The organism is Streptomyces vilmorinianum (genome assembly GCF_005517195.1).
In the GTDB taxonomy this organism is placed as follows: Bacteria; Actinomycetota; Actinomycetes; order Streptomycetales; family Streptomycetaceae; genus Streptomyces; species Streptomyces vilmorinianum.
The window spans coordinates 7,224,971-7,246,650 of the sequence record NZ_CP040244.1 but is presented as its reverse complement, the minus strand read 5'-3'; the positions used below and the strand labels follow the sequence as shown (position 1 = coordinate 7,246,650).

Here is a 21,680-nt window from a genome sequence, read left to right as displayed (position 1 = left end):
ACGAACCGCCCCGCAACCACTCAGGAGCCCTCCGCATGAAGAAGATCATCATCGGTGCCGCCACCGCCGCTGTCGTCGCCGCCGGCACCTTCGGCGCCGTCTCCGCGAACGCCTCCGCCCCGCAGGCCGCCCCCGCCGCTCCCGCCGCCGCGGTCGCCAAGAAGGCCGACGCCGTCGACGACAACCTGCGCCAGACCACGCACCTGACGATCGAGGCGGCGACCGAAGCCGCCCAGGCCGCCCTCAAGGCCGCCGAGAAGGAGAACCAGCGCGTCTCCGTCGCCGTCGTCGACCGCAACGGCACGACCCTCGTCACCCTGCGCGGCGACGGCGCCGGCCCGCAGTCGTACGAGTCCGCCGAGCGCAAGGCGTTCACCGCGGTCTCCTGGAACGCCCCGACCTCCGTCCTCGTCGGCCGCCTCGCCCAGGCCCCGAACCTGAAGGACATCCCGGGCACCCTGTTCCTCGGCGGCGGCGTGCCCGTCACCGCGAGCGGCGCCCCGATCGCCGGTATCGGTGTCGCCGGCGCGCCGAGCGGCGACCTGGACGAGAAGTTCGCGCAGGCGGGCGTCGAGGCGCTCAACTCCTGAGCACGGTGCGATGCGGTACGGATGGCGTGGCGCCCGGACCTCGCCGGGCGCCACCGCGTCCGTACGGCCATCCGCACCCTGCCTAAGATCGGCTCGTGGAGACCCGTACCCGAGCCGCCCTGGGAGCCGTCGCGGCGCTCCTCCTCCTCGCCGGCTGCACCAGCTCGGTGCGCGGCACCCCCGGCGCGGCCGGCCTGCGTGACCCCTACTTCCCCAAGCTCGGCAACGGCGGCTACGACGTACGGCACTACGCCCTCACCCTCGCCTACGACCCGGCGGACGGCCGCCTCGACGCCACCGCCGAGATCACCGCCCGCGCCACCCAGGACCTCAGCGCCTTCAACCTCGACCTCACCGGACTCACCGTCAGCGGCGCCACCGTCGACGGCGCACCGGCCGCGGTCAACCGCGCCGGGAGCGAGCTGACACTCCGTCCGCGCACGGACATCGACAAGGGCCAGGAGTTCCGGACGACCGTCACCTACTCCGGCGTCCCGGAGAAGATCACCGACTCGGACGGCGCGGGCGAGGGCTGGCTGCGGACCGAGGACGGGGCGCTCGCGCTCGGCGAACCGGCCGGCTCCCTGGCCTGGTTCCCCGGGAACCACCACCCCTCCGACAAGGCGACGTACGACATCACCGTCACCGTCCCGCAGGGGCTGCGCGCCTTCTCCAACGGCGAGCGGCGCTCGGAGCGGACCGCGAACGGCAGGACCACGGCCGTCTGGCGTTCCGCGGAGCCGATGGCGAGCTATCTCGCGATGGTGGCCATCGGCCGGTACGAGACGAAGAGCGTCCCCGCGACCGGCGCCGCAGGCATCCCCGTCCTCAGCGCCGCCGACCCGTCCGTCGCCGCGAAGAGCGCGCCGCTGCTCGACCGGATCCCCGAACTCCTGGAATGGTCGCGGGAGAACTTCGGGCCCTACCCCTTCTCCTCCGCCGGCGCGATCGTCGAGCCGACCGGGGACGTCGGCTACGCGCTGGAGACCCAGACCCGGCCCGTCCTCCCGCAGAACGCCTTCGACGTCGAGACGCTCGTCCACGAGCTGGCGCACCAGTGGTACGGCAACTCCGTCACGCCCGCGACCTGGCGCGACATGTGGCTGAACGAGGGCTTCGCGACGTACGCGGAGTGGCTGTACGCGGAGGACTTCGAGGACACGCCCGCGCAGGAGAGCTTCGAGGAGGCCTTCGCGACCGAGGTCAACTGGGCCTTCCCGCCCGCCGAACCGCCGACGGAGCGGAACCTCTTCGACCCGCCCGTGTACGAGCGGGGCGCGATGGTGCTGCACAAGATCCGCCAGCGGACCGGCGACGACACCTTCTACGAGATCCTGGCCGGCTGGCCCGCCACGCACCGCCACGGCAACGCCTCCACCGACGACTTCATCGCCTATGTGGAGGACGTGGCGGGCGAGGATCTCGATGAGGTGTGGGACGTGTGGCTGTACGGGGACGAGAAGCCGGAACGCCCGAACTAGGTTTACGCTCCCAGGCTCTTGCGCAGCACGACGCACGGGCGGCCGTGGGCGCGGTCCGCGCGGCGGGCGGTCTCCTCGTAGCCGAGGGAGGTCCAGAAGGCGAGCGCCCTGGCGTTGTCCTCCAGGACGGCGAGCTTGAGGCCCGTACGGCCGGCGGCGCGGAAGCGGTCCTCGACGGCGGCCGCGAGGCGGCGGCCGTGGCCGGCGCGGTGTTCGCGGGCGTCGACCAGCAGCAGGCCCAGCCACGGGTCGGGGTCGGCCGGGTCGGGGTGGTGCGCGAGCGTCACGGCGATGCCGACGAGCCGGCCTTCGGAACGGGCGAGCAGGACCTCGGGGCCGCCGGGCTGCGCCAGCTCGTCGGCGAGCGAGACGGCGACCTGCTCGGGCCGGATGTCGTCGGGGTCCGGGAAGTCCCCACTGAGCTGCTGGAACTCGCGGTTCGAGGCGTAGAGCGCGGTGAGTTCGGTGAGCAGCGGGCCGGGGAGGGCGTGGGCTTCCGCGGGGGTGAGTGCTTCGACGATCACGCGGCAAGAGTAGAGCCCCGGCGCGCTGGTGGCGCCGGGGCTCCGACTGCGTCCCGCTGTCTCAGTCGTACGTCAGATGCTGACGCCGAAGTCGCGGGCGATGCCCTCGAGACCGGAGGCGTAGCCCTGGCCGACCGCGCGGAACTTCCACTCCGCGCCGTTGCGGTACAGCTCGCCGAAGACCATGGCGGTCTCGACGGCGGCGTCCTCGGAGAGGTCGTAGCGGGCGATCTCGCTGCCGCCGGCCTGGTTGATGATGCGGATGTAGGCGTTGCGGACCTGGCCGAAGTTCTGCGAGCGGTTCACCGCGTCGTAGATGGAGACCGGGAAGACGATCTTGTCGACGGTCGGGGGGAGCGCCGCGAGGTTGACGTTGATCTGCTCGTCGTCGCCGCCGCCCTCGCCGGTGCGGTTGTCACCGGTGTGGACGATGGTCTGGTCCGGGGTGGACTTGTTGTTGAAGAAGACGAAGTGCGCGTCGGAGGCGACCTTTCCGGCGGCGTCCACGCCGATCGCGGAGGCGTCGAGGTCGAAGTCGGTACCGGTGGTCGTACGGACGTCCCAGCCGAGGCCCACGGTGACGGCGGTGAGGCCCGGAGCCTCCTTGGTCAGGGAGACGTTGCCGCCCTTGGACAGGCTTACAGCCATGGGAAGTCCCTTTCGTCGTGCTCTTCGTGAGGTCGTCACCCGGGATAACGCGGACGGGGCCGCCCCGGTTCCAAAACAGGATGACGGGCACGCCCCCGTCCGGGGAACATGGAGGACATGTCTGGTCCGTATCTGATCCGCGGCTCCGTCTCGCTGCCCGAGGCCGAGCTCATGTGGCGTTTCTCGCGGTCGTCCGGGCCGGGCGGGCAGCACGTCAACACCAGTGACTCGCAGGTGGAGCTCCGCTTCGACCTCGCGTCGACGGAGGCGCTGCCGGAGGTCTGGAAGGCGCGCGCCCTGGAGCGGCTGGCGTCACGGCTGGTGGGCGGGGTGGTGACGGTCCGCGCCTCGGAGCACCGCTCGCAGTGGCGCAACCGCGAGACGGCGGCGGTGCGCCTGGCCGCGCTGCTCGCGGAGGCCACGGCGCCGCCGCCGAAGCCGCGGCGCGCGACGAAGATCCCACGGGGGATCAACGAGCGCCGCCTGAGGGTGAAGAAGCAGCGCGCCGAGACGAAGCGGGGCCGCCAGGGCCGCGACTGGGGGTGACGGGGGCCTCCGGCGCCCCGTCGTACCCCCCGGGGTTACGGCCCCGGTTCGTCGCGCGCCCCCAAGGGCGCCCCCGTGCAGGCGCCTCTGCCCCGACCGCCCCGCACGTGAGCGCGGGCCCTCTGGGTGGACGGGGCCCAGGGAGCGGAAGCGCCGGCAAGGGCGCCGTCGTGTGTGCCCACCCGCCCTTCCCCCCAGGGCTTCGCCCTGGGGGGACCCCAGCGGGACGATTGCCCACACGGGGGTGCCCCCGGGCTCAGGCCAGTCGGCGGTACTTGCCGCGGAAGTACGTCAGGGGGTTGCCGTCCGAGGACGGGAACGAGGCCGTCAGGACGCGGGCCACGACCAGGGTGTGGTCGCCGGCCACCACGCGGTTCTCGGTGCGGCACTCCAGGGTCGCCAGCGCGCCGCCCACCAGGGGCGCGCCGCTCTCCTCGCCCCGGGTGTACGGGATGTCGGCGAAGAGCAGGCGGTCGCTCACGCGGCCCTTCATCGCGAAGCGGCCCGCGACGTGGCGCTGGCTCTCGGCGAGGACCGAGACCGCCCAGACCGGGATCTCGGACAGCAGGTCGTCCATCCGGGAACCGTTGCGCAGGCTGACCAGGACCAGCGGCGGGTCCAGGGAGACGGACATGAACGCGGTCGCCGTCATCCCGACGTCCTCGCCGCGCGGGCCGTCGTCGGGGTCATGGGCCGTCACCAGCACCACGCCCGCCGCGAGGCGGGACATCGCCGCCCGGAACTCGTCGTTGCTCACCCCCTCAGCATGAGGGATCGCCAGATCCGAGGTGGGGGGCGAGTCGGAGGTCGTCGTCAACACACCTCGCACGCTAGCCCCGCCCCGCGCGCCCTCACATCGGGCCCTGGGACCAGTCCCGGCCCCCTCGCCGGTCCTAGGACCTCCGGTTCCGGGGCCGTCCCGCACGGCCGTCCCGCACCGTTCGCTTTGCGTTCAAGAAAGAACGGGAGCGCTTTCCGACAGCCCCTGACAGTCTTCATCATCTGTTGTGACTTGAGTCACAGAGAGCAGTATTTGTTGACCCTGTGTACCGGGTGGACAGCTCGCTGTGATTCAGTGGCGGGGACAATGCAGCACGAGAGCCGATGAGAACCCTGGAGTTGCTGTCGAGGTCAGTCTCGGGGAGAGCGAGCGATGGAGACCGAGTCGGAGCCGTACGTCCGTCTTGCGACCCTGAGGCAACTGCATCAGGTCGTAGCCGACCTCAATACAGCCCGCAGCCTGGCGGACACCCTGCAGACCGTCGCCGACGGCATCGTCGCCGGCCTCAACTACGAGCTGGCCTGCGTCAACCTCGTACGACCCGACGGAGACCTCGTCGTCGCCGCCTTCGCCGGCAGCCCCGCCGCCGAAGCGCTGATCACCGGCCGCGTCGGCTCGCGCGCCTCCTGGGAACGCCGCCTCGCCATGGGCATCCCCTGGGGCGACCTCCGGTTCATCCCCCACACCGAGGGCTGGGTCCTCATCGAGGACGACGTCCCGCAGTGGCACACCGAGGGCCCCGCCCCCCGCTTCGAGGACGAGTGGCACCCCCACGACCGCCTCTACGCCCCCATGTACTCCCCCGGCGTTCGCTCCGCCCACCCAGGGGGTCCCCCGGGCTCCGGCCGCGAGCTCCTCGGCGTCATCTCCGTCGACCGGCCGCGCAACGGCAGACACCCCGGCCCCTGGGGGCAGGAAGCCCTCCAGATGTACGCCTCCCAGTCGGCCATTGCGATCAGCAACGCCCGGCTGCGAGCAAACATGCAGCGCGCCCTCGTCCGCCTCGAGCGCGAGCAGCAGGCCCTGCGCGCCAGCGAAGAGTCGTTCCGGCAGGCCTTCGAGTACGCGCCCTCCGGCATGGCCATCGCCGAGATGGGCGGCGACCAGCACGGCCGCCTGCTGCGCACCAACGACGCCCTGTGCCGCCTCCTCGGCCGCCCCGCCTCCGTCATGCGCCGCTACTCCTTCGCCGACCTCGTCCACCCCGAGGACATAGGCACCCTGCTGCGGACCTCCGCCGAGGGCGGCCGCGCCGAGCTCCGGCTCGGACGCCGCGACGGCACCTACGTCTGGGTCTCCCTCCGCAACTCCGTCGTCGCCGACACCGCCGACGGCCCCCGCTTCCTCCTCACCCACGTCGAGGACATCGAGGAGCGCAAGCGCCACGAGCTCCAGCTCGCCCACCGCGCCTCCCACGACGCCCTCACCGGCCTCCCCAACAGCGCCGAGCTCCGCTCCCGCCTCAGCGCCCGGCTCTGCGAGCGCCCGAACGCCACGCCGGAGACCGACTACGACGCCCCGTACGGACACGAGCACGGCTTCGGCTTCGACGCCGGGCCAGGACCCGCCGGACCGTACGACCACCACGTCCACACCGTCGCGCCCACCGGCGGCGAGATCGACGACGGCACCAAGGGGCTCGCCGTCCTCTTCTGCGACCTCGACGGCTTCAAGTCGATCAACGACCGCTTCGGGCACCACACCGGCGACGCCGTCCTCATCGAGGTCGCCCGGCGGCTCACCAGCGGCGTACGGGACGGGGACACCGTCGCCCGGCTCGGCGGCGACGAGTTCGTCGTCCTCGCCGACGGGCTGGGCGCCGCCGACGCCGCCGACCTGGCCGTACGGCTGCGCAACGCGATCATCCCGCCGATCCGGGTCGACGGGCGGGTCAGGGTCGGCGCGAGTTTCGGCATCGGCTGGGCCGAGTGCGGCATGACCGTCGAAGAGGTCCTGAACTCCGCCGACCAGCGGATGTACATCGAGAAGCGGTCCCGTGCGAAGGTCCACCGCCGCGCCGGATAGGCTCCCCGGCCGCCGCACTTGTCAAGGACCGGATCGCCGCGTTCCCCGTACGAGGTAGGCTCGGCCGGTCGGCGACGGCTGGCGAGCATGGATAGGAGTGACCCGGATGGCTGCCGGTAACGACGGCGCGAGCAAGCCCGAGGACGACGATCCGTTCGGCTACCTGTACGCGGACGGCCAGGCCGCGGGCGCCCAGCCGCCCGGCCAGGGCGGCGGCTACGGCTACCCCGGACCGGCCGCGCAGCCAGGTGTCCCCAGGACCTCGTACAACCAGGTCAGAACGGTCGGCGAGCGCCAGTACGGGCAGGGCGGACCGGGCGGGCACGCGCCGCACGGGCAGGTCCCGCACCAGCCCGCGTACGGCCAGCCGCACCCGCAGTACGCCGCTCCGGAGACCTACCCCGGCGGCGCGCAGACCCGTCAGTCCCCGATCCCGTCCCAGCGCGGCGGCTCCGGCCGCGGCCCCAACACGCGGGGTCTGCTGCTGGGCGCGATCGCCGTCGTCGCGGTCGTCGTGATCGGAATCACGGTGGCGGTTCTCAACAACAACGGCGGGAACGGCGAGACCGGCGGCACCGCGGGCGGCAAGCCGACCGGCGGCTCCACGCAGGTCCAGGAGGCCCCCAGCACGCAGCCCAGCGCCGAGGAGACCCCGGCCGAGCTGCCGCAGCAGGACGCGGCGACGCTCAAGCTGGGCGGTTCCGCGCTGCTCGCCAAGGACATCAAGGGCGCGGAGGGCGCGGACGGCGCCTATGTGACCGGGTTCAACGCGATCGGCTCGTCCGCGACCTGGCAGACCGAGGTGCCCGAGGCCGGCACGTACAAGATGGAAGTGCGGTACGCGATCCCCGCCAAGGACGCCAACGCCACCGTGACCGTCAACGGCAAGGCGAACACGAACCCGATGAATCTGAAGAACTTCATCGGCTCCTCGGACCCCAACTGGGAGAAGAACTGGCAGACCACCTGGTCCCAGGTCTCGCTCCAGAAGGGGCAGAACACGATCAAGCTCTCCTGCGAGCAGGGGAACCAGTGCGACGTGATCTTCGACTGGGTGAAGATCAGCAATCTCTGAGCCGTACGGCTCCGCTACGGCCCCGTGGAACCTGGTTCCGCGGGGCCTTCGCTATGCCGCCTCGGCCCCGTCGGTCACCGTCACCCGCGGCAGCAGCTCCTCGTACGCGCCCCGGTCGAACTCGCCCGCCACCGGCGAGAGCACCGTCGCCGCCGATAGCGCGACCGCGCGGGTCAGCCGGTCCGGCCACGGGAGCCTGTCGACCAGGCCCGACAGCAGGCCCGCCACGGCGGAGTCACCGGCGCCGGTCGGGTTGCCCTTCACCGCCGCCGGCGGGGACGCGTGCCACAGGCCGTCCGGGGTCGCGGCGAGCATGCCCTGCGGGCCGAGGGAGGAGACGACCGCGTGCGCGCCGCGGCGGCGGGCGTCGCGGGTCGCGCGGTGCGGTTCGCGGGAGCCGGTGAGCTGGGCGAGCTCGTCGGCGTTGGGCTTGACCAGGTCGGGGCGGGCGGCGATGCCGCGCCGCAGGGGTTCGCCGCTGGTGTCGAGCAGGACGGGGACGCCGGCGCTCCGGGCGATCCGGATCAGCTCCGCGTACGCGCCGACGTGGATGCCGGGCGGCAGGCTGCCGCACAGGGCCACCGCCTGGGCGCCGGTGAGCAGCTCGGTGTAGCGGGCGGTGAGCGTGGTCCACTCGGTGGGGGTGATGGCCGGGCCCGGCTCGTTGAGCTGGGTGGTGTCGCCGGACGCGGTGTCGACGATCGCGACGGTCCGGCGGGTGGGGCCGGCGGTCGGGACGAGCGCGTCGGCCAGCGGCAGGCCGGCCAGGTGGGCGCGCAGGACCTCGCCGGTCGGGCCGCCCGCGAAGCCGGTCACGACCGTCTCGTAGCCGAGGGCGGCGAGGACGCGGGCGACGTTGAGGCCCTTGCCGCCGGGGCGTTCGATGACCTGGGTGACGCGGTGGGAGGCGTGCGGGGTGAGGGCGGGGACCCGGTAGGTGAGGTCCAGTGCCGTGTTGAGGGTGACCGTGAGAATCACCTGTCTCACCCCCGTAGAAGCGCTTACTTTGCTGCTCGGCCCGCTGTTCGCGCCCCGATCATGCCAAAGAGAAGGCGGTTGGCCCAGTCCCCGGGTCGAACGCCTTCACTTCGGCTCGAAGTCATGCGTGGACGAAATCAGCCCAGTTGGGGCGGGGCCACCCAGGCGCCCCGGCGCATCACGCCCTTGACGTCGAAGCGCTCGTCGAGAATCACCAGGTCGGCGTATTTGCCGGGCTCCAGCGAACCGACCTTGTCGTCGAGGCCGAGCAGCCGGGCCGGGTTGGCGGAGATGGCCTGGACGATGGACTCGACGGGCAGCTTGTCGATGGTCGCGGCCCGCTTGAACGCGCGGTCCAGGGTGAGGGTCGAGCCGGCGATGGAGCCGCCCTCGACGAGCCGCGCGACGCTGTCCTTCACCTCGACCTCGAGCGTGCCGAGCATGTAGTGGCCGTCGCCGAACCCGGCCGCGTCCATGGCGTCCGTGATGAACGCGACCCGCTCCGCGCCCGCGTGATGGAACGCCAGCTCCAGCGAGGCCGGGTGCAGATGCGTGCCGTCGTTGATCAGCTCGACCGTGATCCTCTCGTCCTCCAGGAGCGCGGCGATCGGGCCGGGGGTGCGGTGGCCGAGGCCGGGCATCGCGTTGTAGAGGTGGGTCGCCACGGTGGCGCCGGCGTCGATGGCCTCGACGGTCTGCTCGTACGTCGCGTCCGTGTGGCCGATCGCGGCGATCACGCCGTGTTCGGCGAGGAGGCGTACGGAGTCGATGCCGCCGGGCAGTTCGGTCGCGAGGGTGACCATCTTGGCCTGCCCGCGGGCGGCGTCGACGAGCTTGCGGACCTCGGCCGGTTCGGGGTCGCGCAGCAGCGTCTCGTCGTGCGCGCCCTTGCGGCAGGGGGAGATGAAGGGGCCCTCGAAGTGGATGCCCGCGATGTCGCCCTGCTCGGCGAGTTCGGACAGGAGGCCGGCGCGCTGGGTCAGGAAGTCCATGTCGCCGGTCACGAACGAGGAGACGACGGTGGTGGTGCCGTGCAGCCGGTGGGTGTGGACGCCCGTGAGGATGTCCTCGACGGTGCCGGAGGTGAAGGACGCGCCCCCGCCGCCGTGGTTGTGCATGTCGACGAAGCCGGGGACGACCCAGTGGCCGGTCAGGTCGAGGGTGGGGGTGTCCTCGGGGGTACTGCCCGAGATGCGACCGCCTTCGACGATCACGCGTCCGTTCTCGACGATTCCGGTCGGCAGCACTACGCGGGCGCCGGCGAGAACTGTGCGATCGGCCATCAGGCGGATACCTCCGAGTCGGACTCGTTGTGGGTGGGGCCCTCGTGGTGGGTGGGGCGCTGATCGGTGGGGCGCTGATCGGTGGGCGTTCGCGCGGCGAGCAGGTCCCAGGCGAGGAGGCCCGCGCCCAGGCATCCGGCGGTGTCCCCGAGGGCCGCCGGCACGACGGCGGGCAGCTTCTGGAACGTCACGCGCTGCTCGACCGCGGCCCTGAGGGGTGTGAACAAGGTTTCCCCGGCCTCGGCGAGACCGCCACCGATGATGAGCGTGCGGGGGTCCAGCAGGGTGAGCGCCGTGACCAGGCCGTCCGCGAGGGCGTCGACGGCGTCCTGCCAGACCTGTGCGGCCCGGGCGTCGCCGGATTCGACGGCCTTGGCGCAGTCGGCGGCGTCCGCGTCCGGGTCGCCGGAGGCCGCGGCCCAGGCGAGGGAGACGGCGGAGGCGGAGGCGTACCGCTCCAGGCAGCCGCGCTGGCCGCAGCCGCACTCGGCGCCGCCGGGGCGGACGACGATGTGGCCGATCTCGCCGGCGTAGCCGTGGGCGCCGGCCTCGATGGAGCCGCCGATCCCGATGGCGCCGGCGATCCCGGTGCCCAGGGGCACGAAGAGGAAGCGGTCGGCGCCGTTGCCGGCCCCGATCCGGCCCTCGGCGAGGCCGCCGGTGCGCACGTCGTGGCCCAGGGCGACGGGGATGGCGTCGAGGCGCTCGCTGAGCAGGGCGCGCATCGGCACGTCCCGCCAGCCGAGGTTGGCGGCGTAGACGGCGATGCCGTTCTCGGCGTCGACGATGCCGGGGACGGCGACTCCGGCGGCCGCGGCGGGCTGTCCGTACCGCTCCAGGCCGTAGGCGCGCAGCTCGGCGGCGAAGTCGAGGATCGTCTCGACGACGGCCTCGGGCCCGCGTTCGCGTCCGGTGGCGCGCCGCGCCTCGTGGAGCAGGGTGCCGTCCGCCCCGACGAGGGCGGCCTTCATGCCGGTGCCGCCCACATCGAGGGCGATGACGTGTCTCACGGGGACAGTCTCGCGCGTGAACGCCTGAAAGGTCTAGTCCACTGGCCGATATTGTTGCGCGGTCATACAAATCCGGTTCGCGCGCGCCGGGGGAGGCGTCCGGGGGCGTCCGCGCGTAGCCGAAGCGATACCGAAGTGGTGTAGACCTTATGCTTTCTCTCCTGTGAAAATCACAGCTCAACGACGAGCAGAGGGTGGGACAACGCTGTGCAGCGGCGATTCCTTGGACTGACCGCGACCATCGCCGCGCTGGGCCTGACGGCGGCACTCTCCGGCTGCGGCCTGACCGGCGAGGACTCCGGCGACGTGACCCTGAAGCTGGTCGCCGCCGACTACGACCTCACCGGCGGCGACACCACCCGGAAGTACTGGGACGGCCTCGCCGCCGCCTACGAGGCCAAGAACCCCGGCACGAGGATCGACGTCCAGATCGAGTCCTGGAACGACGTCGACCGCAAGGTCGCCGACATGGTCAAGGCCGGCCAGGCCCCCGACATCGCCCAGATCGGCGCCTACGCCGACTACGCGGCCGCCGGCGACCTCTACTCCGCCGACGAGCTGCTCTCCATACCCGTCCAGGCCAACTTCCTCGCCCCGCTCGCCTCCGCCGGCGAGAACAAGCGCACCCAGTACGGCCTGCCGTTCGCCGCCTCCACCCGGCTGCTCTTCTTCAACCAGGAGCTCTTCGACCGGGCCGGGATCACCAAGCCGCCGGCCACCTGGGCCGAGCTGGCGGCCGCCGCGGAGAAGCTGAAGGACGACGACGTCCCATACCCCTTCGCGCTGCCGCTCGGCCCGGAGGAGGCGCAGGCCGAGACGATGATGTGGCTGCTCAGCGGCGGCGACGGCTACACGGACGCCACCGACCGCTACCGGATCGACTCCGAGCGGAACATCGCGACCTTCGACTGGCTGAAGAAGAACCTGGTCGAGAAGGAGCTCACCGGCCCCGTCGCCCCCGGCAAGCTCAACCGCAAGGACGCCTTCGCCGCCTTCTCGCGCGGCGAGGTCGGCATGCTCAACGGCCACCCCTCGCTCATGCAGGAGGCCGAGAAGAAGGGCGTCAAGGTCGGCAAGGTCGCGCTGCCCGGTACGACGGGCAAGGCCAAGGCGTCCATGGGCGTCGCCGACTGGATCATGGGCTTCAAGCAGAACGGTCACCGCAAGGAGATCGGCCGGTTCCTCGACTTCGTCTTCAGCGACGAGAACGTGCTGAAGTTCGCGGGCGACAACGACCTGCTGCCGGTCACCGTCAGCGCGTACACCCGGATGGAGAACGAGGAGGAGCACAAGAGCCTCCGCGAGTTCCTCGCGGAGCTGCCGAACGCGCAGCTCCCGCCGGTCGGCAAGACGTCCTGGGCGCAGGTCAGCGAGAACATCAAGAAGAACATCGGCAAGGCCGTCACGCCCGGGGCCAAGCCTTCCGAGGTCCTGGGGAAGATCGCACGCGAGGCGACGGCGGCGGAGAGCGCGGAGTAGGAGCGCCGAGCAGGAGCGCGGAGCAGGAGCGCGGAGCAGGAGCGCGGAGTAATAGGTTGTTCGTATGACCGACTCGAGCGACTCCGGACTCGGCGAACGGGAGCGGGCCGTCCTCGCTCTCGAACGCCGCTCCTGGCCCGGCCCCGGCGCCAAGGAGCGGGCCGTCCGCGAGCGGCTCGGCCTGTCCGCGACCCGCTACTACCAGCTCCTCAACGCCCTCCTCGACGACCCGCGCGCCCTGGAGCACGACCCGGTGACCGTCAACCGGCTGCGGCGGGTCCGTGCGGAGAAGGAGCAGCGCCGCTGAGGCCGCGTCGGTAGGGTCGTCGTATGGTCAGCAGCCTTCCGCACCCGACCACATCCGCAGGCCGTGACGGCCTGGCCGCGCTTCTCGCGCGGCCGGACAAGGCCGTCGTCGCGCTCGACTTCGACGGGACGCTCGCCGAGATCGTCCCGGACCCCGAACAGGCCCGCGCCCACCCCGGCGCCGTCCCCGCGCTCTCCGCGCTCGCCCCCGAGGTCGCCTCGGTCGCGGTGGTGACCGGCCGCCCGGCCGGGGTCGCGGTCCGCTACGGCGGCTTCGCCGGAGTCCCGGGCCTGGAGCACCTCGTGGTCCTCGGCCACTACGGCGCGGAGCGCTGGGACGCGCGCACCGGCACCGTCCAGGCCGCCGCCGTCCACCCGGGCGTGGCCTCCGTCCGCGCCGAACTCCCCGGCTTCCTGGACAGTGTCGGCGCCTGGCCGGGCACCTGGATCGAGGAGAAGGGCCGCGCGGTCGCCGTCCACACCCGCCGCGCCGCCGACCCCCAGGGCGCGTTCGAGGCGCTCAAGGCCCCGCTCGCCGACCTCGCCACCCGCCACGGCCTGGTCCTCGAACCCGGCCGCATGGTCCTGGAGCTGCGCCCGCCGGGCATGGACAAGGGCGTGGCGCTGGCGGAGTACGTACGGGAGGTGGGCGCCGGATCCGTCCTGTACGCGGGCGACGACCTGGGCGACCTGCCGGCCTTCGCGGCCGTGGAGAAGCTCCGCTCGAACGGGACCCCGGGCCTGCTGGTCTGCAGCGGCTCGACGGAGGTCCAGGAGCTCGCGGAACGGGCCGACCTGTCGGTGGCGGGCCCGCTCGGCGTGGTGGAGTTCCTGACGGAACTGGCGAAGGCGGTACGGGAGGCCCGCTGAGGGACCGCCCGCACCGCCTTCACAGGGTGGCTGTGCCGGTGCCTTACGACGCCGGGTTGACGACGCTGATCGTCAGGTCGTCACCGGCGTCGCCGGTCACCGTGACCTTCACGCCGTGGCCCGCGACCTTCACGCTGGCCTGCGGGGCCGTCGTGTCGTAGTACGCGTTCGGGTTCGTGTCGTCGAAGACCGCGATGCCCGGGACCGACGGCGCGCAGGCCGCCATGGTCACGACCGTCTGGGCCTTGCCCTTGCCCGACAGGGCCTCCTTGTGGAGGCAGGTCGCGTCCGTGGCCTCCAGGCCGAAGGTCGCGTCGAAGGGCTGACGGCGGTTGCTCGGCGCGGTGCCGTCGGCGTACCGGAACGGCGTCGGACGGGCGTCGACCGCCATGGCCTGGCCGCCGCCGGGGTGGCTGCTGACGTTGTTGTCGTCGAAGGAGCGGTCCACGTACCAGACCAGCATGCCGTTCTGGTAGCGGAAGTACTCCACCCAGTCCGGGGCGGTGATGCCCTTGCTGAACTGGTACGGGCCCTCGGCGAGCAGGGCGTCGCTGCCGACGTACTCGCGGTTCTCGACCAGGTAGTAGCGCGGGTAGGTGGCCGTCTCCGTACCGGTCGAGATCTTCCACCGGCCGTCGGCGGTCCAGCCGCCCACGCCCTGCTCGACGTCGTCGGCAAGCAGCGTCGTGCCGCCGGACGTGAAGCGGATGTCGTCCAGGAACGCGCCGGCGAAGTGGACGCCGCCGTCGGTCTGGTAGCGGAAGCGGAAGAGGGACTCGGCGCCGCCCGCGTTGTACGAGTAGCGCAGGCTCGTCCACCTGCCGGCGGAGGAGCCGTCGACGGCCGCGCCCGCGCGGGACCAGTTCTTGCCTCCGTCGAGGGAGTACTCGGCGAAGAGGTAGTCGTAGTCGGCCTCGATCTCGTACCAGGCGCTCGCCTGGACGGTGACGCGCGAGGTGGCCGGGAGGGAGCGGGTGATCGACTCGTTCAGGCCGTCGGCCGAGCCGGTCCACCAGGCGTGCGAGCCCGAGACGGGGGTGGCGTAGGTGGTGCTGGCCGTCTTGTCCGGCAGCGCGATCCGGACGGCCTGGTCCTTGCCCGGGACCTGGAGCTGCGCCGGGTTGAGGGTGTAGGTGCCGGAGCTGCCGAGCGCGGCGTCGGAGTAGTCCAGCCAGCCGAGGAACATCTTCTCCTCGGCGCCCATCAGACCCGGGTGGGTGCCGATGCCGGCGTTGGCCGCGGCGCCGTGGCCGAGCCAGGAGCCGGAGCTCATCAGGGTCCAGAAGGCGGTGGAGTTCTCGCCGCCGTTGGTGTCGTAGTAGTCCGGCAGGCCGAGGTCGTGGCCGAACTCGTGGCAGAAGACGCCGAGTCCGCCGTTCTCGCCCTCGGTGGTGTAGTCGCCGAGCCAGTACTTCGACTGGCCGATGCGGGCGCCGCCCGCCTTGTTCTGGGCGCCGGAGACGTCCGGGCCGGTCAGGCCGTAGTCGTCGCCGTTGACGTACCAGCGGTGCGACCAGATGGCGTCCTCGCCCTGCGCGCCGCCGCCCGCGTCCTCGCCCATGCCGGCGTGGACGGCCTGGAAGTGGTCGATGTAGCCGTCGGCCTCGTCGAAGTTGCCGTCGTGGTCCCAGTCGTTGCGGTCCCAGACGTCGAACTGGGCGAGGTAGGCGTCGATCTCGGCGGGCGTCTTGCCGGCCGCGATCTGCGCGTTCCACCAGGCGTCACCGGTGTCCTGGATGAAGGCCCACGAGCCGCCGTTGTCCTCGACGGCGTTGTCGCCGTAGAAGGAGGCGTTGTAGGGGACCTTGACCCAGTCCTCGACGGTGTTGGTGACCGAGTAGCGGCCGTTCGAGAGGTTCTCGTAGTACGTCTTCATCGACTCGCCGGAGCCGTTGAAGAGGTTCTCGTAGTACGCCTTGTCGAAGTCGGCCGTCCAGGCGTTGGAGTTGTCCACGCTCCGGTCCGGCTGGGCTATCTGGTTGTGCAGGGGGCCGGGGGTGGAGCCGTACCGTCCGGCGCTCTGCTCGCCGAACTCGGAGAGGATGGTGAAGATCTTCTCCTGGCGGACGGTCGTCTCGGTCGTGGTCTCCACGAACTTGCCGGGCGCGATCTCGACGACGCCACGGGCGTTCGCCTTGGCCTGCCCCTTGGCGATCTTGTCGATCGCCTGCTTGCGCAGCTCGGTGCGCTGCTTCGTGAGCGGTCCGGGACGGTTGTCGCTCCGGGGGGAGGCGGCCCCCGGTGCGGTGTCCCGGGCCTCCTGCGCGGCGGCGGGCTGTAGCCCGGCGGCGAGGAGGGCGGTGAGCGCCGACCCTAGGGTCATGCCCACGACAATCTTCTTCACGTGCGCGATCCCTTCGCATGGTTCGCATGGTGTGCGCGATACGCGTGGTTCCGTATGAGCGTGTACGGATCGCCTGGGGGAACGATCGCCGCAGAGTCTGACACGAAAGGAGTCGTGGAGAGGAGGGGTCGATCGCGTAAATTCGCCGCCCCGGGCCGGGTTTTACCGGGAGGCAACGCGGCGCGGGCGCGGGCCCGGCCCCGAGGTCGGTCGCGCGGTCAGTCGCGAGGTCAGTCCCGAGGTCGGTCGCGCGGTCAGTCGCGCAGCGCCGCCAGCTGGTCCAGGAACCACCGCTGCGGCGGCAGCGCGGTCGCCGCGGCCGCGAGGCGCTTCGTGCGCTCGGCGCGCTCGCTCGCCGGCATCGTCAGGGCCCGGTGCAGGGCCTCGGCGGTCTCGGACACGTCGTACGGGTTGACCGTCAGGGCGTCCTCGCGCAGCTCGGCGTAGGCGCCCGCGCCCGTCGAGAGGACCAGCGCACACCCCGCCTCCGACACCACCGGGATCTCCTTCGCGACGAGGTTCATGCCGTCGCGGATCGGGTTGATCAGGGCCACGTCCGCCATCCGGTACGCCGCGAGCGAGCGCGTGAAGTCGTCCCTCACCGACAGCAGCACCGGCCGCCACTGCGCCGTGCCGAACTCCGCCTCGATGTCGTCCGCGAGCGTCGCCACCGCCGCCGTGTAGTCGCGGTACACCGCCAGGTCCTGCCGGGACGGGTACGCCGAGGCCAGGTGGACGACCTCGCCCCGCCACTCCGGCCGCTCCCGGAGCAGCTCCCGGTACGCGAGCAGTCCCCGCACCACGTTCTTCGACAGCTCCGTACGGTCCACCCGCACGATCGTCTTCCGGTCGCCGACCTCGGCCCGCAGCGCCGCAAGCCGGTCGTCCACCTCCGGCGTGTGGGCCAGCGCCCGCAGGTCGTCGCCGTCCACGCCGAGCGGATGGACGCGCACCCGCGTACGTCGCTTGGGACCGCCCCACCTGCGGTGCTCCACCCCGCGCCACGGGTCGCCGCTCGGCCAGAGCCCGTCCGCCGTGCCGCTCGCGCTGTCGATGCGCGCGCCGCTCATGAACGACGAGGCCCATCCCCAGGTGTGGAAACCGAGCTCGTCCGCGCCGAGCATCCCCCACACCAGCTCCTCGCGGACGTCGTCCGGAAGCATGCGCATGTACTCCGACGACGCCCACGGCGTGTGCGTGAAGTGCGCGATCCGCAGGTCCGGGCGCAGCTCGCGCAGCTGACCCGGCACCAGCGCCAGGTGGTAGTCCTGCACCAGGACCGCCGCGCCCTCGGCCGCCCGGGCCGCCAGCTCCTCGGCGAAGGCGAGGTTGTAGGCCCGGTACGAGTCCCACAGGCGCCGGAACTCCGCGTCGAAGACCGGCTCGCGCGGCACGTCCCACAGGTGGTGGTGGAGGAACCACAGCACCGAGTTCGCGATGCCGTTGTACGCGTCGTCGTAGACCGCCGGGTCCACGGCCAGCATCCGGACGCCCGGCTCGGAGACTCCCCGGCGCACCGCCTCCCGGTCCCCGTCCGACAGCGCCGCGCACACCCACAGCGCCTCCGGCTGCTCGGCGAGCGCGGACGAGAGGCCGGAGACGAGGCCGCCCCCGCCGCGCCGGGCACTGAGCGTGCCGTCGGCGGCGAGGGCGTACGAGAGGGGGCCCCGGTTGGAAGCCACGAGCACAGATGCCATGTGGCGAACCTAGCCCGTCCCGGAAACGCTCAAACGTACGTATACAAGGCGTGGCGGGTTGTCGCCGCCGTGCGACGCCGGCGACATCATGGTTCGCGCCGGCCGCGCTGCGCGGCCTTCGCCACGACGCCCGCCGCCGCCAGGGTCAGCGCGAGACCGCCGAGCAGCCACAGCCGCTCGCCGTGGGCGCCGGTCGCGGCCATCGAGCCGCCGGGGCCGTGCGGGGCGGACCGTGGCGGGCGGGCCGTCGGCGCGGGGTCCGTCGGGGTCGGCGTGGGCGTGGGCGCCGGGTCCCCGCGCACCGGGTCCTCGACCGGGTCCCCGCGCACCGGGTCCTCGACCGGGTCCCCGCGCACCGGGTCCTCGACCGGGTCCTCGATCGTGACCGAGTAGGCGATCGTGGCCGCATGGGCGGCCGGGGCGGACGCGGCGAGGGAGAGCGAGCCGGCGGCGAGGACGAGCGCCGCCGGCAGCGTGGCCAGGTGAGCGTGGAACCGCATGAAACGGAAATTTAGGCAAAAAGCATCATCGTGCGGCGCTACGCCACGCGGCGGTGCGCGTACTCCGCGATGTCGATCATCGGCGGCCGCTCCTCCGTGTCCACGTCGTACGTCCGCGGGGTGAACCCGTCGTCCTCCCGCTCGAACTGCGTCAGCTTCGGACGCACCAGATGCCCGCGGGACAGCCGCAGCTGCGCGGTCCGGTAGATGGCCGCCGCCATCCGGCCGAGCGCCCGCCCGTCCTGATGGCGGTGCTTGCGGACGCCCACGTCCACCTGCCCGAGCGCGTCGAGGCCCACCGTGTGCAGCGCGTCGACGAGCAGGCCCAGCTCCACTCCGTAACCGACGGGGAAGGGCAGCCGTTCGAGCAGCGAGCGCCGCGCCGCGTACTCGCCGCCCAGCGGCTGCACGAAGCCGGCCAGCTGCGGCCAGTGCAGATTCAGCAGCGGCCGCGCCACCAGCTCCGTCACCCGGCCGCCCTGACCTGGAGTGTCGCCCAGCGGCCGGTCGTACATCGCCTTCACGAAGTCGACGTCCGGGTCGGTGAGGAGCGGGCCGACGATCCCGGAGACGAAGTCCGCGGAGAAGTCCCGCAGGTCCGCGTCCACGAAACAGACGATGTCACCCTCGGTCACCATCAGTGACCGCCACAGCACCTCGCCCTTGCCCGGGACGGCCGGTATGCGGGGCAGGATCGCGTCCCGCGCCACCACCCGCGCCCCGGCCGCCGCCGCGACCTCGGCCGTACGGTCGGTGGACCCGGAGTCGATCACCACCAGCTCGTCGACGAGCGGGACCGCGTCCGACATCAGCTCGCGGCGGATCACGGAGACGATGTCGCCGACCGTCGCCTCCTCGTTGAGCGCGGGCAGCACGACACTGACCGTGGCGCCGTGTTTGGCCGCCAGGATCCGGTCGAGCGAACGGTCCGCCACGGACCAGGACCGCCGCCCCAGCCAGCGCTCCACTTCATCCAGCACGTGATCTCCATCTCGCGGTTCGGACGACCATCTCAACCGTCCGGGCCTTCGGTTACAGTCTTGAACAACGCGGATGCCCGATGCATGTCGGGGTGCCGCCCGCGTCTCACAATCGAATACCGCTCATCCAGAGGGGCAGAGGGAAACGGCCCGTTGAAGCCCCGGCAACCCTCCAGTCGGTCTCGTCCGCGACACAACGCGCGCCAGCGAGGCTCCCGGCTAGGGAAGGTGCCAAATCCGTCTCATGGCGACGTTCGTCATGGGAAAGATGAGGAGAAAGGGCCTCGCCTCCATGGCTGTACAGACTGTTTCCACCCCTGAAGCCACCACCACGTCGGTCGACCTCGGTCCCGCGTCCGGACTTTCCTGCCGGGAATGTGGTGAAGTCTTCGCTCTCGGTCCCATTTTCGCCTGTGAGCTCTGTTTCGGTCCGCTCGAAGTCGCGTACGACCTTCCCCTCGGTGACCCCGAGGCGCTGCGCAAGCGGATCGAGGCCGGCCCCGCCAACATCTGGCGCTACGCCCCGCTGCTGCCCGTCCCCGCCGACGTCGCCGAGAAGCCGAACCTGAACCCGGGCTGGACCAAGCTCGTCCAGGCCGACAACCTCGCCCGCGAGCTGGGCGTCGAGCCGGGCAAGCTCTACGTCAAGGACGACTCCGGCAACCCGACGCACTCCTTCAAGGACCGCGTCGTCGCCCAGGCCCTCGAGGCCGCCCGCGCCTTCGGCTTCACCACCCTGTCCTGCTCCTCCACCGGCAACCTGGCCGGCGCCGTCGGCGCCGCCGCCGCCCGCGCAGGCTTCCGCTCCTGCGTGTTCATCCCGCACGACCTGGAGCAGGGCAAGGTCGTCATGGCCGCCGTCTACGGCGGCGAGCTCGTCGGCATCGAGGGCAACTACGACGACGTCAACCGCTTCTGCTCCGAGCTCATCGGCGACCCGCTGGGCGAGGGCTGGGGCTTCGTGAACGTCAACCTGCGCCCGTACTACGGCGAGGGCTCCAAGACGCTCGCGTACGAGATCTGCGAGCAGCTCGGCTGGGTCATCCCGGACCAGCTGGTCATCCCGATCGCCTCCGGCTCGCAGCTCACGAAGATCGACAAGGGTCTGCAGGAGCTCATCAAGCTGGGCCTCGTCGAGGACAAGCCGTACAAGATCTTCGGCGCCCAGGCCGAGGGCTGCTCCCCGGTGTCGGCGGCCTTCAAGGCCGGCCACGACGTCGTACGGCCCCAGAAGCCGAACACCATCGCCAAGTCGCTCGCCATCGGCAACCCGGCCGACGGCCCGTACGTCCTGGACATCGCGCGCCGGACGGGCGGCGCGGTGGAGGACGTGGACGACGAGCAGGTCGTCGAGGCGATCAAGATCCTGGCCCGTACCGAGGGCATCTTCGCCGAGACGGCGGGCGGTGTGACGGTCGGTGTGACGAAGAAGCTGGTCGAGGCCGGCCTGATCGACCCGAACCTCACCACGGTCGTGCTGAACACGGGCGACGGCCTCAAGACCCTCGACGCGGTGGCCGATACCTCGCAGGCGACCGCCACCATCCGCCCGAGCCTGGACGCGTTCCGCGACGCCGGCCTCGCCCACTGACCACCCCCGTTACGGAAGGCAGCACCACGATGAGCGTCAACGTCCGCATCCCCACCATCCTTCGCACGTACACGGGCGGCGAGTCCGAGGTCAAGGCGGAGGGCGCGACCCTCGCCGAGGTCATCGCCGACCTGGAGAAGAACCACACGGGCATCGCGGCCCGCGTCCTGGACGACCAGGGCAAGCTGCGCCGCTTCGTGAACGTGTACGTGAACGACGACGACGTCCGTTTCGAGCAGGGCCTGGAGACGGCGACGCCGGACGGTGCGGGCGTCTCGATCATCCCCGCGGTCGCCGGCGGTTGCTGAACCGCGAGGCGTGAAACGCCGAGCGCCGAGTTACCCGCGGTCATCTGAATTGCCCCCTCCGCACGAGAAGCGGAGGGGGCAATTCTGCATGGTTGAGCGGGGTAGAGTTGGGGAAGTCCCCTCAGCTCCCCTCCGCTGCTCATGCCAGGCGCATATGAGAATGCGTCCGCAGGCGACAAGAAGCAGCCAAAGTGTCCGAGCGTTGTGCACCTTCTGCGTACTTTGCCGGGCCCGACTTGCCCCGGGATTCAGTGAATTCTCCGCAATTCTCCTTTACGCCGCGCCCAGAATTCTCGTCCGATTGACCTGTTGCAGAGGGCAGTTGGGCAGATACATTCAGCCGCGGTCGACGCGTTCCGGCGCAGGGTCTGACCCGGGTCCGCGAAGTGCGGTCCCGCGCAAGGGCCAGTAATAGGGGAGTTAGGCATGGCTCAGGGCACCGTCAAGTGGTTCAACGCGGAGAAGGGCTACGGCTTCATCGCGGTCGACGGTGGTGCGGATGTTTTCGTCCACTACAGCGCGATCCAGATGGACGGGTACCGCACCCTTGAAGAGGGTCAGCGGGTCGAGTTCGAGATCTCGCAGGGCCAGAAGGGTCCGCAGGCGGACATGGTCAAGCTCGCCGTCTGAGCACGGCGCGATCGGCCACCACGTACGCACTCAC

General features: G+C 71.6%; 21 protein-coding genes and 1 riboswitch. Of the genes, 11 read left to right on the top strand and 10 right to left on the bottom strand.

The window, feature by feature from the left end; genetic code table 11:
- Positions 1-35: 35 nt before the first annotated feature.
- Entirely contained in the window at positions 36-590 is a 555-nt protein-coding gene (locus tag FDM97_RS33710) for a GlcG/HbpS family heme-binding protein (RefSeq protein ID WP_137994268.1), read from the top strand.
- Positions 591-685: 95 nt separating this feature from the next.
- The gene (locus FDM97_RS33705) at positions 686-2,071 is read left to right on the top strand and encodes a M1 family metallopeptidase (protein WP_137994267.1); all 1,386 of its coding nucleotides are present in this window, start codon (positions 686-688) and stop codon (positions 2,069-2,071) included.
- 2 nt (positions 2,072-2,073) lie between these two features.
- Here FDM97_RS33705 and FDM97_RS33700 read toward each other — a convergent pair whose 3' ends face one another.
- Together FDM97_RS33700 and FDM97_RS33695 are read right to left on the bottom strand one after the other, a co-directional pair.
- A complete protein-coding gene (locus tag FDM97_RS33700; protein WP_137994266.1) occupies positions 2,074-2,595 on the bottom strand; it encodes a GNAT family N-acetyltransferase in 522 nt (173 codons plus the stop codon).
- A gap of 72 nt (positions 2,596-2,667) precedes the next feature.
- Positions 2,668-3,243 carry a TerD family protein gene (locus FDM97_RS33695; protein ID WP_137994265.1) on the bottom strand — a complete coding sequence of 192 codons (576 nt, stop codon included), beginning with the start codon at positions 3,241-3,243 and terminating at the stop codon, positions 2,668-2,670.
- Between the two features lie 108 nt (positions 3,244-3,351).
- On the opposite strand from FDM97_RS33695, the gene arfB reads away from it, so the two are divergent.
- Complete coding sequence (arfB, locus tag FDM97_RS33690) at positions 3,352-3,789, top strand: alternative ribosome rescue aminoacyl-tRNA hydrolase ArfB (protein ID WP_137994264.1); 438 nt, start codon at positions 3,352-3,354, stop codon at positions 3,787-3,789.
- Positions 3,790-4,045: 256 nt separating this feature from the next.
- Here arfB and FDM97_RS33685 read toward each other — a convergent pair whose 3' ends face one another.
- Positions 4,046-4,609 carry a flavin reductase family protein gene (locus FDM97_RS33685; protein ID WP_254705848.1) on the bottom strand — a complete coding sequence of 188 codons (564 nt, stop codon included), beginning with the start codon at positions 4,607-4,609 and terminating at the stop codon, positions 4,046-4,048.
- 333 nt (positions 4,610-4,942) lie between these two features.
- Here FDM97_RS33685 and cdgB point away from each other — a divergent pair, with 333 nt between their 5' ends.
- Together cdgB and FDM97_RS33675 are read left to right on the top strand one after the other, a co-directional pair.
- Positions 4,943-6,595: a diguanylate cyclase CdgB gene (gene cdgB, locus FDM97_RS33680; RefSeq protein ID WP_137994263.1), complete on the top strand. Its 1,653-nt coding sequence runs from the start codon at positions 4,943-4,945 to the stop codon at positions 6,593-6,595.
- A 106-nt stretch (positions 6,596-6,701) separates the two neighbouring features.
- Positions 6,702-7,670 (top strand): CBM35 domain-containing protein, encoded by a 969-nt coding sequence (locus FDM97_RS33675; RefSeq protein ID WP_137994262.1) that lies wholly within the window; start codon positions 6,702-6,704, stop codon positions 7,668-7,670.
- A gap of 51 nt (positions 7,671-7,721) precedes the next feature.
- On the opposite strand, the gene FDM97_RS33670 is transcribed toward FDM97_RS33675, so the two are convergent.
- The 3 genes from FDM97_RS33670 to FDM97_RS33660 form a co-directional block, all read right to left on the bottom strand.
- Entirely contained in the window at positions 7,722-8,648 is a 927-nt protein-coding gene (locus FDM97_RS33670) for a 1-phosphofructokinase family hexose kinase (protein WP_137994261.1), read from the bottom strand.
- Positions 8,649-8,785: 137 nt separating this feature from the next.
- Positions 8,786-9,931 (bottom strand): N-acetylglucosamine-6-phosphate deacetylase, encoded by a 1,146-nt coding sequence (gene nagA / locus FDM97_RS33665; protein ID WP_137994260.1) that lies wholly within the window; start codon positions 9,929-9,931, stop codon positions 8,786-8,788.
- Positions 9,931-10,941, bottom strand: a complete 1,011-nt coding sequence (locus FDM97_RS33660) for an ROK family protein (protein ID WP_254705847.1) — start codon at positions 10,939-10,941, stop codon at positions 9,931-9,933. Before FDM97_RS33660 ends, nagA begins: the two co-directional genes overlap by 1 nt.
- 207 nt (positions 10,942-11,148) lie before the next feature.
- On the opposite strand from FDM97_RS33660, the gene FDM97_RS33655 reads away from it, so the two are divergent.
- The 3 genes from FDM97_RS33655 (at position 11,149) to otsB (ending at position 13,596) form a co-directional block, all read left to right on the top strand.
- Entirely contained in the window at positions 11,149-12,420 is a 1,272-nt protein-coding gene (locus tag FDM97_RS33655; protein ID WP_137994259.1) for an ABC transporter substrate-binding protein, read from the top strand.
- A gap of 64 nt (positions 12,421-12,484) precedes the next feature.
- A complete protein-coding gene (locus FDM97_RS33650; RefSeq protein ID WP_137994258.1) occupies positions 12,485-12,727 on the top strand; it encodes a DUF3263 domain-containing protein in 243 nt (80 codons plus the stop codon).
- A gap of 23 nt (positions 12,728-12,750) precedes the next feature.
- Complete coding sequence (otsB, locus tag FDM97_RS33645; RefSeq protein ID WP_137994257.1) at positions 12,751-13,596, top strand: trehalose-phosphatase; 846 nt, start codon at positions 12,751-12,753, stop codon at positions 13,594-13,596.
- 43 nt (positions 13,597-13,639) lie between these two features.
- Here the strand turns inward: otsB and FDM97_RS33640 are convergent, their stop codons facing one another.
- The 4 genes from FDM97_RS33640 to FDM97_RS33625 form a co-directional block, all read right to left on the bottom strand.
- Positions 13,640-15,940, bottom strand: a complete 2,301-nt coding sequence (locus FDM97_RS33640) for an immune inhibitor A domain-containing protein (RefSeq protein WP_137994256.1) — start codon at positions 15,938-15,940, stop codon at positions 13,640-13,642.
- A gap of 254 nt (positions 15,941-16,194) precedes the next feature.
- Entirely contained in the window at positions 16,195-17,637 is a 1,443-nt protein-coding gene (locus FDM97_RS33635) for an alpha,alpha-trehalose-phosphate synthase (UDP-forming) (RefSeq protein ID WP_137994255.1), read from the bottom strand.
- Positions 17,638-17,723: 86 nt separating this feature from the next.
- Positions 17,724-18,137 (bottom strand): hypothetical protein, encoded by a 414-nt coding sequence (locus tag FDM97_RS36100; protein WP_175439332.1) that lies wholly within the window; start codon positions 18,135-18,137, stop codon positions 17,724-17,726.
- A gap of 38 nt (positions 18,138-18,175) precedes the next feature.
- Entirely contained in the window at positions 18,176-19,117 is a 942-nt protein-coding gene (locus tag FDM97_RS33625; protein ID WP_137994254.1) for a glucosyl-3-phosphoglycerate synthase, read from the bottom strand.
- A 120-nt stretch (positions 19,118-19,237) separates the two neighbouring features.
- Positions 19,238-19,392: riboswitch (SAM riboswitch) on the top strand.
- Positions 19,393-19,409: 17 nt separating this feature from the next.
- Between FDM97_RS33625 and thrC the strand changes: the two genes are divergently transcribed.
- From thrC to FDM97_RS33610, 3 genes are all read left to right on the top strand, one after another.
- Positions 19,410-20,708 (top strand): threonine synthase, encoded by a 1,299-nt coding sequence (gene thrC, locus FDM97_RS33620; protein WP_254705846.1) that lies wholly within the window; start codon positions 19,410-19,412, stop codon positions 20,706-20,708.
- A gap of 29 nt (positions 20,709-20,737) precedes the next feature.
- A complete protein-coding gene (locus tag FDM97_RS33615; protein WP_137994252.1) occupies positions 20,738-21,016 on the top strand; it encodes a MoaD/ThiS family protein in 279 nt (92 codons plus the stop codon).
- 426 nt (positions 21,017-21,442) lie between these two features.
- The gene (locus FDM97_RS33610; RefSeq protein ID WP_005315736.1) at positions 21,443-21,646 is read left to right on the top strand and encodes a cold-shock protein; all 204 of its coding nucleotides are present in this window, start codon (positions 21,443-21,445) and stop codon (positions 21,644-21,646) included.
- Positions 21,647-21,680 lie beyond the last annotated feature (34 nt).

Bases quoted from the DNA above. Each gene is read 5' to 3' on its own strand.
- FDM97_RS33710 (WP_137994268.1), top strand. From the start codon at position 36: ATGAAGAAGATCATCATCGGTGCCGCCACCGCCGCTGTCGTCGCCGCC.
- FDM97_RS33695 (WP_137994265.1), bottom strand. From the start codon at position 3,243: ATGGCTGTAAGCCTGTCCAAGGGCGGCAACGTCTCCCTGACCAAGGAG.
- arfB (WP_137994264.1), top strand. From the start codon at position 3,352: ATGGAGGACATGTCTGGTCCGTATCTGATCCGCGGCTCCGTCTCGCTG.
- cdgB (WP_137994263.1), top strand. From the start codon at position 4,943: ATGGAGACCGAGTCGGAGCCGTACGTCCGTCTTGCGACCCTGAGGCAA.
- FDM97_RS33675 (WP_137994262.1), top strand. From the start codon at position 6,702: ATGGCTGCCGGTAACGACGGCGCGAGCAAGCCCGAGGACGACGATCCG.
- nagA (WP_137994260.1), bottom strand. From the start codon at position 9,931: ATGGCCGATCGCACAGTTCTCGCCGGCGCCCGCGTAGTGCTGCCGACC.
- FDM97_RS33650 (WP_137994258.1), top strand. From the start codon at position 12,485: ATGACCGACTCGAGCGACTCCGGACTCGGCGAACGGGAGCGGGCCGTC.
- otsB (WP_137994257.1), top strand. From the start codon at position 12,751: ATGGTCAGCAGCCTTCCGCACCCGACCACATCCGCAGGCCGTGACGGC.
- FDM97_RS33635 (WP_137994255.1), bottom strand. From the start codon at position 17,637: ATGGCATCTGTGCTCGTGGCTTCCAACCGGGGCCCCCTCTCGTACGCC.
- FDM97_RS36100 (WP_175439332.1), bottom strand. From the start codon at position 18,137: ATGCGGTTCCACGCTCACCTGGCCACGCTGCCGGCGGCGCTCGTCCTC.
- thrC (WP_254705846.1), top strand. From the start codon at position 19,410: ATGGCTGTACAGACTGTTTCCACCCCTGAAGCCACCACCACGTCGGTC.
- FDM97_RS33615 (WP_137994252.1), top strand. From the start codon at position 20,738: ATGAGCGTCAACGTCCGCATCCCCACCATCCTTCGCACGTACACGGGC.
- FDM97_RS33610 (WP_005315736.1), top strand. From the start codon at position 21,443: ATGGCTCAGGGCACCGTCAAGTGGTTCAACGCGGAGAAGGGCTACGGC.